The organism is Novosphingobium sp. ERW19 (assembly GCF_012641315.1).
In the GTDB taxonomy this organism is placed as follows: Bacteria; Pseudomonadota; Alphaproteobacteria; order Sphingomonadales; family Sphingomonadaceae; genus Novosphingobium.
This window is the reverse complement of record NZ_JABAIC010000015.1, coordinates 30,628-42,803: the sequence shown is the minus strand read 5'-3', so window position 1 is coordinate 42,803 and position 12,176 is coordinate 30,628. Positions and strand designations below refer to the sequence as shown.

General features: G+C 61.4%; 11 protein-coding genes. 1 reads left to right on the top strand and 10 read right to left on the bottom strand.

Annotated features, from left to right (window positions below; genetic code table 11):
• The first annotated feature begins 312 nt into the window (after nt 1-312).
• Nucleotides 313-1,500, top strand: coding sequence for a CDP-alcohol phosphatidyltransferase family protein (locus HGI46_RS20165; protein WP_168905608.1), 1,188 nt, complete (start codon nt 313-315; stop codon nt 1,498-1,500).
• 14 nt (nt 1,501-1,514) lie between these two features.
• On the opposite strand, the gene HGI46_RS20160 is transcribed toward HGI46_RS20165, so the two are convergent.
• The 10 genes from HGI46_RS20160 to HGI46_RS20115 all read right to left on the bottom strand — a co-directional run bounded on the left by HGI46_RS20160 (nt 1,515) and on the right by HGI46_RS20115 (nt 12,168).
• Complete coding sequence (locus HGI46_RS20160) at nt 1,515-2,660, bottom strand: polysaccharide biosynthesis/export family protein (RefSeq protein WP_346766783.1); 1,146 nt, start codon at nt 2,658-2,660, stop codon at nt 1,515-1,517.
• A 104-nt stretch (nt 2,661-2,764) separates the two neighbouring features.
• A complete protein-coding gene (locus HGI46_RS20155) occupies nt 2,765-4,051 on the bottom strand; it encodes a glycosyltransferase family 1 protein (protein ID WP_206065855.1) in 1,287 nt (428 codons plus the stop codon).
• Nucleotides 4,051-4,890: an FkbM family methyltransferase gene (locus HGI46_RS20150; protein ID WP_168905605.1), complete on the bottom strand. Its 840-nt coding sequence runs from the start codon at nt 4,888-4,890 to the stop codon at nt 4,051-4,053. The genes HGI46_RS20155 and HGI46_RS20150 overlap by 1 nt, the downstream gene beginning before the upstream one ends.
• A gap of 481 nt (nt 4,891-5,371) precedes the next feature.
• Entirely contained in the window at nt 5,372-5,767 is a 396-nt protein-coding gene (locus HGI46_RS20145) for a hypothetical protein (RefSeq protein WP_168905604.1), read from the bottom strand.
• On the bottom strand, nt 5,764-8,010 hold the full coding sequence (locus HGI46_RS20140; RefSeq protein WP_168905603.1) for a glycosyltransferase: 2,247 nt from the start codon (nt 8,008-8,010) through the stop codon (nt 5,764-5,766). The genes HGI46_RS20145 and HGI46_RS20140 overlap by 4 nt, the downstream gene beginning before the upstream one ends.
• Nucleotides 8,007-8,573 carry a tetratricopeptide repeat protein gene (locus tag HGI46_RS20135; protein ID WP_168905602.1) on the bottom strand — a complete coding sequence of 189 codons (567 nt, stop codon included), beginning with the start codon at nt 8,571-8,573 and terminating at the stop codon, nt 8,007-8,009. The genes HGI46_RS20140 and HGI46_RS20135 overlap by 4 nt, the downstream gene beginning before the upstream one ends.
• 83 nt (nt 8,574-8,656) lie before the next feature.
• Nucleotides 8,657-9,520 (bottom strand): class I SAM-dependent methyltransferase, encoded by an 864-nt coding sequence (locus tag HGI46_RS20130; protein WP_168905601.1) that lies wholly within the window; start codon nt 9,518-9,520, stop codon nt 8,657-8,659.
• A gap of 52 nt (nt 9,521-9,572) precedes the next feature.
• The gene (locus tag HGI46_RS20125; RefSeq protein ID WP_168905600.1) at nt 9,573-10,271 is read right to left on the bottom strand and encodes an ABC transporter ATP-binding protein; all 699 of its coding nucleotides are present in this window, start codon (nt 10,269-10,271) and stop codon (nt 9,573-9,575) included.
• On the bottom strand, nt 10,268-11,071 hold the full coding sequence (locus HGI46_RS20120; protein WP_168905599.1) for an ABC transporter permease: 804 nt from the start codon (nt 11,069-11,071) through the stop codon (nt 10,268-10,270). Before HGI46_RS20120 ends, HGI46_RS20125 begins: the two co-directional genes overlap by 4 nt.
• Nucleotides 11,071-12,168, bottom strand: coding sequence for a hypothetical protein (locus HGI46_RS20115; protein ID WP_168905598.1), 1,098 nt, complete (start codon nt 12,166-12,168; stop codon nt 11,071-11,073). The genes HGI46_RS20120 and HGI46_RS20115 overlap by 1 nt, the downstream gene beginning before the upstream one ends.
• Nucleotides 12,169-12,176 lie beyond the last annotated feature (8 nt).

Here is a 12,176-nt window from a genome sequence, read left to right as displayed (position 1 = left end):
TCCTCGGTGGGCGTGTGAAGTGTGGTAACTCCACCTTACCGATGAGCCCGGTGGCTCCCGAGATCGAAATTGCATGGGGGCATGCCTCCCATGCGGTCATCTCAATCTCCACCAAAAAACTACACCACAAGTGCGGACGCTAACCAAGGGGCAGCGACCTGAACTTTTCCAATGAGTGCGCAGCAGGTCATGCCGGACTAGAGTATTGTATATTCTGGATGTAACTCATGATGACTGCGGCGAGATACTTGACTAGAGGCTGTGGGGGTTACTGTTTCAGGCTATTTCGTGCGGCAAAAGGATCTAGAGATTTTGGACGACAGTAACTCCGAGACGATTTGTCGCACTGATGGGCCTTGGGTAAAAACCAGCCGCCGTTGGTTCGATTTGCAGAGCGTCGAGATCTGGATCCATTTTCCTGACGCGCGTTCTGCAGAGTACCTCGTCGCGGGCATTCCGGCAGCAGCACGGGTCATTCACGCTGTTGTTCGAGCGACAGGTCGAAAGCCGTCGATGTGCAGCGTAGCGTCCGGAGAATGGCAGGTCTCAAGGAAATGTCTCGACGAAAGCATGCGCCTTGCCCAGTGCGCACCGTATGATCAGCTTCCTCAAGGGACGTCTGCGGCAGATGTGCTGACCCTCGATGGGCTGCATCTCCTTACATCTATAGCGCGTGACCCAAATTCGTGGGCTTGGGCAAATCCGAGCCAGCTTGCGAAGTTCGAATGGACGGACTCTGCTCCCTCCTTTGACGCAAACAAGCGCAAGATGCTGCTTCGTGAAGCCAACCGCTCCTTCCTAAAGGCAACGGCGAAAGATGAAGACGGTCTGGTGTCGCGTTACCTGAATCGTCCCGTGTCCAGGTTGATTTCCTCGCTTCTGCTCAAGCTGCCAGCGGTCCGGCCGTTGCATGCAACTGCAGGAACGGCGTTCTTGGCAGTCATGATGTTGGCTGCTTTGATTCTTGGCGGTCAAGTCGGAGCCATTGCCGGTGCGCTGCTGTTTCACGCCGCGTCGGTGTTCGATGGCGTCGACGGTGAAATTGCCCGGGCAACGCATCGCACGTCACCTGCTGGCGCGCGGCTTGACAGCCTCATCGACGCCGCGACCAATCTGGCCTTTCTAGGCGGCCTCTCGTTCAACCTGTTTTCGCGCGGTCAGGGCGAAGCGGCTCTCGCGGGTCTGGTCGGCATTCTCGTTCTGCTTGTCGGCCTGTGGCAGATCGGTTCTCGCTCGCAGGCGCTCGGTCAGCCGATCAACTTTGAAGCAGTGAAGGTTTACCTGCGTCAGGTACGACCGAACTCGCTGCTGACCGATCTGCTGATCTGGCTGACCATGCGCGATTTCATCGCCGCAGCCTGCGCCACACTGGTAGTGCTGGGTTTCGCCGCGCAGACCCTTATCGTGTTCATGGCCGGCGCAATCGTCTGGCTGATTTTCGCGAGCGTGATCCTTGCCCGGACGAGCATCCGGGCCAAGCGATCACAGCTGACGCGATAGCAGATGGCCCCGTACTATTGCACAGCGTTGGTGATGCCGACGACCGAGAACGTGGCGGACGAAACAATGCCCAGGAACTTTTGGAAATCGGTCCCGGGCGCGCTGGAAACGAAAACCAAGTCCTTGTCGCGCAGCGCAAAGTTCTGGGACAGCAGCAGGCTCGCAGGGTTGCTGAGGTCAAGCCTGTAGACCGTCGGCACTTTGCCATCCTCCCGGCGTGCCTTTCCTTTTGCCAGAGCGCCGACGATTTCTGGGTCTTCGTAGCGGAAGACGAACACGCCCTTGATGTCGGCGCGGTCGTCGCGCAGTCCACCGATCCGGCCGAGCGCTTCGGTCAGCGACATTCCCGTCGCCTCAAACGGCACCTGCGCGCTGAGATTGCCTGCACCCAGTGCGGTGAAGCTGAATGGCTGGAACAGGAGCGCGACGACATCGCCCGGACGCAGGCGAATGTTCTGGCGGGGGTCCCTGATCACGTCGTCGAGCGGCATCGAAAGCGTGGTGGCATCCCGGGTCATCTGCACCGTCGTCTTGCCGACGGGCTGGCGACTTCCCCCTGCTGCCGCAATCGCATCGAGCACCCGCTCACCCCGCGATGTCAGCGGCAGGCGCCGCGACGCCGCCACTTCGCCCAGCACTGTCACGGTCCGCGCCTCGTTTTGCGACAGACGTACAAGCGCCTGCGGTGCGTTGGCCCTGCCTTTCAGGCCCGCGACCAGATCTCGCTCGACCTGGCGCGTCGTCCGTCCGGCGACGGGAATGCTGCCGACGAACGGTATCGTCACCCGACCATCGTTCCCCACCATCTGCTGCGGCAGGTTGAGCGATTGCGAAGTCGCAAGGCCTGGAAGCCCCGCACCCGATCCGAACAGAACCGCAGGCGGCGCTTCCCACAGCGTGATGTCGATCGAGTCGCCCGATCCGATGATCGTCGGATCTGCATCGGCATCACCCAGCGTGTCAGCAAAAGCGCGCCGGACGTGCGCCGCACCGAGCCGGGCGATGGCGTCGGCGTCAACGTCGATCAAGGCAATCGCATTGGCCGCGCCGGGTGTGCCCGCTCGCACGATGCTTGCCGTGCTCGGACCCGAACCGCCGAATGCTGCGCATCCGCCAAGCAGTCCCACCAGCGACAGTCCGACCAGATACCGCCACAACACATGTCTTGGCTTTGGGCAGCGCGCCGGGCGGGAGGAAATGTTGCTGCTGGCGTGCATGGGGTGGTTCCCGTTGTTCAATATGAGGCGTGGGACGGACATATGCTCTAGGCCATCCGCCGGTAGAAATCGGCAAGCCGCTTGGCATAGGCAGCGGCGCTGAAAATCTCAGCCTGAACTCGCCCACGCTGGGCCAACTCGGCTCGCAGTTCTTCGCTCTCGTCCATCCGCAGGATCGCCCGTGCGATCGCCTGGACATCGTACGGATCGACCAGAAGCGCCGCGTCTCCGGCAACTTCCGGCAGCGAGGAGGTCGTGCTGGTGATGACCGGAGTGCCCAGAGCCATGGACTCCAGCACCGGCAGTCCAAAGCCTTCGTAGAGCGAGGGAAAGATGGTCGCGCGGGCGCCCGCGATCAACATCGCCAGCATGTCGCGCGGCAAGTAGCCCAGCCAGATGATCCGCTTGCCCGCGTCCAAGCTCACCAGCGATTTGAGCAGCTTCACATCCTGCTCCCCGCCCCATCCGGGTCCGCCGACAATGACCAACCGCGACTTGGCCGAACTTGCAAGGTAGGCTTCGAGGAGGCGGGCGACGTTTTTCTTGGGCTCTATCGCGCCGAAGTACAGGAAGTACTCGCGTAGGCCTGTGTTCAGGAGGCCTTCGACGTAACGGGTGATGTAAGCCTCATCTACACCGGATAGTGTCGATGCGATGTCGCTGGCCTGGTAGAGGTTGGAGACGCGGTCTTCGGAGACGCCCAAGATGTTGATGAGGTCGGTCCGCGAGGCTTCCGAAACGGTGAGAATATGGTCGGCCTCGCGGGCGATGCGGTGGCACAGCCGGTAATAGGCCCGCTTTTTGTCCGCAGTGGTATAGGGCAGCCGCAAGGGCACGAGATCGTGCAGCGTATAGACGTTGCGCGCACCCGGAATCCTGACTGGAAGCGGATAGGTCCAGTGCGCAAGATCAATGCCCTCGACCGCCACGCTGGTGAACGCGCCCGTTGCCCTGAACAGCTGGTCGGAGCCTGTGTAAAGGTCCTGCGCATTCCAGAATTGTGCCGCGTCAACCTTCAGGCGCTGGGGCATGACGACCTGCCCGGACACTGGCACCGCCGTGGCCTGAACCGGACGGACCGCGCCTTTAAGCGCACGCACGAACTTGGCCGCCTTGGTCAGCCCCGAGACACGCTTGCCCTTCATGTCCGGATCACCTTCAGCCAGCGCAATCTCGTTGAGCAGCGACACGCGGGAGTTGCCTTGCGATGCGCCGAACAGCACGTGTACGTCATTGCCCTGCACGCGTGCGGCCTTGGCGAGATTGCGCCCATAAGTGGCCACGCCAGTGCCATGCGGCAAGGCTATGTTGAAGGCGTCTATCGAGATTTTCATCATCGGATGGTTCCGCCGCTCACAATGGGCTCGCAAAATACATCCCACTCTTCTAATTTGTTTCCGGACCACTGCCGTACGCCGTCCATCAGCCCCGCACCTTCACGAAAATGGCTGAAACCATAGCCGACTTCACGCAGGAGTTCATAGACTTCGGTGTAATCGTATTCACGCTCCTTCATCCAGTTCGGGGAAATCTCGAGGAAGATTTTCGGTTTGTAGGTCTTTAGTGTCTTGTACGCGCCGCGCAGAACGAACAGCTCGAACGATTGCACGTCGATCTTCACAAAGTCGATCTTCGTGACCTGAACCGTGCCCCGCTCAAGCAGCGCATCGAGCGCCCAGGTGGGCACCAGTTCGCCGCGCTCATCATCACCGATGCTGACGCCCAATGCCCCGAAGTTGGTCTGTTCGTCATAGGAAACGGGCGCCATGCGCTCCTGTCCTTCGGCATCGCCAAGGCATCCCTGCAGGATCGTGACGTTGTCATAGCCATTTACGACGGCATTAGCCGAGGCATAGCGGAAGATCGCGAGTTGCGGCTCGAAGGAGATCACCTGCCCGGTCCGGCCGACAGCCTTCGAGAAATAGACCGTATGGTGGCCGATGTTGGCGCCGATATCGAGAATGGTATCGCCTTCGTTGATGTGCCGGGCGAAGAACTCCAAATCATCTTCGGCCCAGACGCCCAGGTTCTTGATGGAGTTGCCGATGACTGCGTCGTGATGGGGAACGAGGAAGTGCCGATTTTGCCCAGCGCGACATCGATGGTTCGCGTGATCGGCAGGACCGAGGGTTGCCAGTCCTGCACGCGATCGAAGGCAATGCCCCTGATCCATGCTTGCGATCCCAGAGCATCCGGATGGCTGTTCGAAAGCAACGTCACCACGACATCGCCTGCGATGTCCTCCGACGCCGGAACATCGACCCAGCGCGAACCGGGTTCGGGCGAAAACAGGTCCACGACGATATCGAAAATCCCTGCCGACACCCGCACGTGGCCGCTCCACGCATGGCTGTGGAAATGGAGGCGCAGTGCACCGCGGCTTTTCAGGCAGAACACGTGTCCTGGCGCGACGGCCGACAAGGCGTGGCCATCACCCGGGTTGGCGCTAAAGGGGGCCAGCTTCACTTCCTCGCCAGTTCGGAAGGCTTCCCGGGCCAATTCCTGCAGTGCGGTGGCAGAATAGTACATGGGGCGATGCTCTCGGTTGTCGTTGCCGGCGCTGAGCGTTTTGCGTGGGACCTGCCCAGCCTTGCTCGTGTGCTTGCAAATTGGGATCGTTGCGGCAGGGCTGGAGCCCAGCGTCCTGCCCGAGCTTATTCAGAGCGGATGAAGACGTGCGGTTCGTCCTTTGCCGAAGGCGAAAAGGACCGGAATAGCCTCATGGCCTCAAGTGCCTTGGCCCCGTCCGCGTCGTCCGATACCCGCAGCAGGCTTGAAAGCTCCGTCCGGAAACTCTCGCGCATGTCGGCAGGGGCGTCTGCGAAGTCTGTTCCTTCCCGCCACGCCGTCGGTCTGATCGCCGATCTTGCAGCCTGACGAAACGCCAGGCGAGCAGCTGGCCAATTGGCGAAGGCGTTCGTCTTCAGCAACAGGTAGGGCAGAACCTCCTCCTGCTCCCCAAGGACCTTCGCAAGGCGTTGCACCTCATCATCACCAAGATCGGCCCCGATCAGGCACCGAATAGTGGAAAACCAGTCGGGGTCGATCACGCGGAGGCACTCCTTTGGCTGATGGTCCTGCGGTAGAACTGGGCGACATCGCGGGCCATGGCTTCGACAGAGTACAATTCAAGGTATCTGTCGTAGGCACTCTGCGAAAGTTGGCGCAGTTCGGCGGGTCTGTCGGCAAAGCGTAGCAAAGCCTTGCGCGCGCCTTCCAAGAAGTCATCTTCGCGAGCGAATAGTACGCCGGAATGGCCATCACTGACGACTTCGGCGAGCCCGCCGCGGGCAAGCGCAAGCACGGGCGCACCAGCGGACATGCCTTCGATGGCGACGAGCCCGAAGGATTCGAACCGGCTGGGCATGATCACGACGTCGCTGTCGACATAGAGCCGGTCGAGCGTGGCCCGGTCGACTTCGCCATGGAACGTTGCATTGCCGAGACGACGCGGATCGACCCCGCAGTCTGCAAGGACCCGCCTTGCCGCTTCATCGTTCATGGCGGCGCCTGCGAATGCAAAGGAAAACCGGCGATCATCCGCCAGCGTTGCCGTCAACCGAAGCGCAAGGTCATAACCTTTGCGTGGTTCAAATCGACCTGCGAACAAGACCTTCACTACCCCTGAACAGGCCCGCAAATCTGCTTTGTCGGAAGGGTTTAGCCCTGCATCGGCCAACAAATCCGGGGTGCCATGCGGGACGATCGTTGCCCGGTCCCCGATCCCGACACCATAAGCCTCTTCGATCTCGCGGATGACGGCGTCACTGTTCGCCAGAATTGCCGGTGCCCGGCGCAGGGCGGAACCTTCGGCGGCAATCATGCGATCGACAAAAGCCCTGCCGTAGATGATTCGCTCGTTCCATTCCGGCTTGAACGGGCGCGCAAGGCTGTAGGTCGTGTGAAGGCTGAGCACAGATGCCAGAGAATCATCGTCGAGCACCGGCAGGGCTTCAAGATCCCAGATCGGGAACGAGACCAGATCGAGTCCGAAGGTCTTGAGGAAGGCGATTTCACGCATGACCCCGGACATCCAATCCGCCACGCCCCCTTCGGGAAGGGCGTAGCGCGCGGAAATCTGGCGAGCGCCTTGCTCCTCGCGCCCTACGCCATGGACCCAGATGCCATCGCGATAGCGCCGGTAGGCCGCTTGCGCGGCGCGGGTGATGACGTGCACGTCGATATCGAGATCGCGCAGACCTTTGGCTAAGAGGCTGGTCCAACGAGCAATCCCGGCATCATTTTCAGGAGGATAGCCCTGAGAAACGAGGGCAACACGCAACCGCTCTCTTGCCGGGAGGGGAAGAAACGGGCCTCGCGGTGCATCGATCATCAGATCGCCAACGGTCTTGCCCGAAATCAGCGCTTCGTGGCTGCGACGCGTGCCAACGGCCATGCCCAGCGTGAGATCTTCGTCGAGCTTGGTCCGATGGCGAACGGAGATATCCCCATGATCGGCTAGCCAGGCATTCGCCCTGCGCAGTTCATCCTCGTAGGCGGCCAATTCCTTTGCCACCGTACCGAAGCCTTCCTTCTGGCCGTGTCGCGAGATGAAATAGCTTTTGCTCACAACTGAGGGATAAAGCGTCTTCGGCTTGCGGGAGACGGATCGCACGTGACTTTCGGCGAACTGGTGGAAGATCATGGCAGCCGGTTCGTAGAACACGTTCCACCCGGCATCTACGAGACGCAGACAGACGTCGGTTTCATCAAGCAGATAAGCAAAAGTGTGATCAAACCCGCCGATCTGACGCAAGGCTTCGGTGCGAAAGCTTGAGTTCGTGCCGAGCAGGCTGGGGTAGAAAGGCGCTCCGGGAAAATTCAGCCGCCGTTCGTCGAACAGGTCATCGGGGAGGTAGGCATTGCCAAAGCGATCACAGACTGTCTTGCGCACTTGCCAACGCACGCCGGTATTGTCGACGGTAAAGCCGCCCACGCCGCCGGTTGACGGATCGGCATAGTGCTTGGCAAGATGGCGCAGCCAAAGCGGGTGGGGCACAGCATCGTCATCAAGAAAGGCCACGATCTTTCCGTCCGCCGCCTCGATCCCGACGTTGCGCGATACCGACAGGTTCGGAACATCGCAGCGCAAGTGCTTGATCCTGCCGCGCCATTGCGAGAGCACTTGCTCGGAATTGTCGGTCGATGGACCGTTCACCGCAATCAGTTCAACCGCCGGGTAGTCGAGCTGCATCACCCCGCGAATGGCATCGCCCAGCAGATCGCCGCGGTTCAAGGTGTTGATTACGACCGAAACTGGCGGGCTTTCCGCGTCAGACAGAAACCGGCTCAAAGCTCGTGCTCCTCGATCAGTTCAAGCCACGGGCGGTTCGCTCTTTCGAAGCGAGAGTCCGCGCACATTGTTACGACCAGCCCGTCCAGAGTCGGACAATCGCGTAGCAGAAGAAGCATGTCGGCATCGGACATGCCGCCAACGTTCCACAGCAGGCGGCCAAACAGAGCGACATCGGGGTAGGCAGGCACGTCGCCCGGACCATCCGAGTTGCGGTAGAAGCGTACAGGCCAGCGATGCTCGTCAGCACCCTGGCGTTGCATCACGAAGCGCAAGTGTTCGACCACGTCATGTCCAGGCGCGCCCAAGGCACATGCGGTGCGGTAGGCGATTTCCGCTTTGGGGAAATCCTCCTGCTCCTTGGCCATGTGGCCTAGCTGGACCCAGTAGCTGCGCTCCCAAGGATGCAGGCGCAGGGCACTTTCATAGGCAGCTGCAGCCTCGGGCCAGCGCTGCTGATCGCGCAAGGCATCGCCGTCCCTGACGTGGGCAAGGAAGCGGGAATCCGCCAAAGCCACGCGCTGGCTCGTCTCGATCAGAGTTCGCCGATCGGTTCTGTCCAACACAGGGATGCCTGCTGCAGATGCGATGACGGACTGCGCGCGCTTCCTAACGGTTCCGGCAATGGCACTGCCGAGATGGCGCTTCATGATGTCGCCTTCCTCACAATGACCCCGAACGACGTGGTAACCCATTGGGCGATCTGGAGTTTGAGGTGGTTGCTCTGACTATAGGGTGGTACGTCGATGTGCAGGTCTAGCGGCTGGTCGCCGGTGTCGAAGTTCAGGACGATTTCGTGGCCGCGGCGGCGCAGGCGCTTGGCGAGCCTGATGAAATCGCGCTGGCGGAACAGCACGGTGGAGGCGTTGTCGAGCGTCGCGTCGTTTGACTGGCAGTTGAATTCGGTGGTGTGGACAGCGATGCCGCCCGGGCGCAGGCATTCGAGCGAGGCCTCGATGAACTGCAGACCCTGCTCGATCGAACCGAGGTGTTCGAGCGCGCAGGCCGACCAGCAGAAATCAAAGTCGCGCAAGTCCTTGTCGATGGCGTTCATATCCATGAAGCGGAACTGGACGAGGCGGTCGAACTGGTCCTGCGGGCAAAGGCCGCGGTTGTTGAGCACTTCCTTGCTGCGCGCGTGCTGGTCCGTCTCGACCCAGCCTTGCCGGGCGGCGAGTTCGACATCGAGATCGGTTGCCATGACAGCGATGTTCCGGGCGGCAAAAGCTGCGGTCAGCGGCTCGTCACCCACGCCAAAGCCGAGGCCGCGCGCGCCGGACTGGAGGACGCCGGAGGCTTCAAGGGCCTGGAGGATGTAGCAGAATTCCCACTGCTTGCGGTGGGTGCTGGGGGATTCGTGCAGCTCATCGCACCAGCGGCGATAGAGGGGGGCGGTCATCTGCGCCTGTGTACAGGCCTGCGAGACTGGCTGTTCGAAGGACGGGGTGCCCTCGACCACTTTGGCCCCGGCGAACAGTCGCAAAGGGTTGAAATTTGCAGGCTTGATCATGCTGGTGTCATCATGTTGGTCGGTACGTGCTCTTTGGGGGCGTGCTTTTGGATCAGGCGATCTGGGGTTCGACGAAGGGCCAGCCGGGTGGGGGTTTCCAGCCGATCAGTTCCTTGAACTCACCGTAGGCGACCTCGAAATCGTCATGCAGGACGAACCTGCCATCGTGGAGCACGGCCCAGCGCGAGCAATGGTCGCGGATATAGGCGGCATCGTGCGAGACAATGATCATCGCGCGGTCTCCCCGCCGCTCGAACAGTTCGTGATTGCACTTGTCATGAAAGCGCGCGTCGCCGACCGAGGCGATCTCGTCGATCAGGAAGCAGTCGAACTCGATGATCATCGAGATGGCGAAGGCAAGGCGCGCCTTCATGCCCGAGGAGTAGGAGCGGAGCGGTTCGCGCAAGTAGGGGCCGAGTTCAGCGAACTCCTCGACATAGGCTAGGTTGCGTTCGAAATCCTGATTGTACAGGCGGCTGATAAAGCGGACGTTGTCCTTGCCGGTGAGGTTGTACTGGAACGCCCCGCCGAAGGCGAGCGGCCAGGAGATGGACATGTCGGTCTCTATACGGCCTGAAGTGGGGCGTTCGGCGCCGCTGATGAGGCGGACCAGCGTGGATTTGCCAGCGCCATTGCGACCGAGGATGCCGAGGCGTTCGCCCTTGTTGAGCTCGAAGGTGACGCCTTCGAAGACGAGCTTGGGGCCGGTGCGGGTGGGATAGACCTTGCGGACGTTGCGGACGCTGATCATTCGGGCACCACCGTGCGCGCGAGCTTGCGCACCTGAAACATCGCAAGGGCGGTGACCAGCATGCACAGCGGTAAGACGTAGCCCAGATCATAGTGCGCGCGCGCTGCGGCGCCAAAGTACCCCTCGCGCACGATCTCGACGCCGTGGACCATGGGTATCCACAGCACGATGTTCTGCGCGATCTTCGGCAGGGCATCGACCATGAAAGCCGAGCCCGACAGCGGGAAGATCAGGTAGGAGGCTGGGTGCCAGATCTTGTCCACCAGTTCGTAGTCATGGGACAGCGCACCGAGCCAGATGGCAAGGGCCGAGCCGAACCACGCGATGATGAGCCAGCCGCCGACGACTTGGATAACATCGATCGGAGGGGCGAGCCAGCCGATGGTGATGAACACGAGGCTTAAAGTGACGAATGAGATCGTCGCGCCACCAAGTTCCAGCATGAGGCGCGCGACGTAAACATCGAGCACGCGGACGTTGCGGTGATAGAGCAGCGAGAGGCTGCCCTGCAGCGCGCCGATGCAGCGACCGGGCATGTTGCGCCAGAGCAGCACGCTGGAATAGCCGGTGAGCGCGAAAGCGACGATGGGCAGGTTGCTGCCGTGGACCGACTTGGTTGCCGTCCATAGCGCGGTGACACCGAGCGTGAAGATCATCGGTTCGACGAAAAGCCAAAGGAAGCCGATGTTGTGGCGTCCGTAGCGCGTCAGCACCTCGCGCATGAACAGGGCGCGCAGGACCCTTAGCTGGACCCTCAGGCAAGCGGCAAAACTGGGATTCTGGTCAACCGCAGCGGCCATCAGTCATGATGCTCCCGTACGCCCGCGATCAGGGTGCGCAGCACGCCCCAAGCGATGATTCCCATGATCAGCGTGGCCAGAATCGCCTTCCAGCGGTGCGGTTCGAGCGGATAGTCGGGCAGGTTGGGCCCGGCGACACGTTCGACATAGGCCTGCTTGCGGCGGGCATCGGCGGTTGCGTCCTGCAGGCCCGCCAAGGCCGCAGCGAGCTGCTTGTCGGCGACTTCGGCATCGATGCGGAGCGACTGGTAGCGGACGGATTCGCCCGAGAGCGAGCCGGGCGCGCCTGCGATCTTGCCGGTCTGGTCCGCGATTTCGGCCGAGAGCGTGGCGATCTTCGTCTGGAGCGCAGGGAGCTGCGGGTTATGTGGCGCGAACTGGCGTATCTGGGCCAATTGGGTGCGCGAAGCGATCAGCTCGTCCTGCAGCTTGGATACCATCTGCAAGCGAACTGCGGCTTCCTTTTCCGGATCGAGCAGCCGCCGGTCGTCGCGGAAGCGGGCGAGCGCGACGGCGGCGGCCTGGGCACGGCGCTTGGCCTCGTCGACTTCCTGGTTGGCAAGACGGATCGTGTCGCTCTGTGCGCGGCTGTTCAGGCGGTTCACGAGCTGTTCCGAGCGCTCGATCAGCCGCTGGTTGATCAGCTGCGCATCGCGCGGGGAGAAGGCGCTGACCGTCAGGCGGGTCACCTGAGTGCCAGTGTCGAACTCGATGGCGACCTTGCCCGTGTAGTATTCATAAAGATGCTCAAACGTGGTGCCGCGGAGCAGGCCGCCGAACCGATCAAAGGTCGAAATGGTGTCGTTTGCATAGGCCTTGGTGACAGCACCATCGCCATTGGCATCGCGCAAGCCGTCACGAGAGCGCACGTAGTCGACTACGGCGTAGCTCTTGTCACCGGACGTTGAAATACCGCCGGCGCTGAGCACCGCGCCTAGTGCGGACATGGCGGGCTTGTCGGGACTGCGAACGACGAACCGCGATTCAGAGATGTACACGTCCGAAGCGAAAAAGCCGAAATAAAGCAGGGACAGCGTCGTTGGGAGAATCACCGCCGCAATGAACAGGGGATCGAAGATCTTGAAGCGCTTTAGCACGGGAGCTT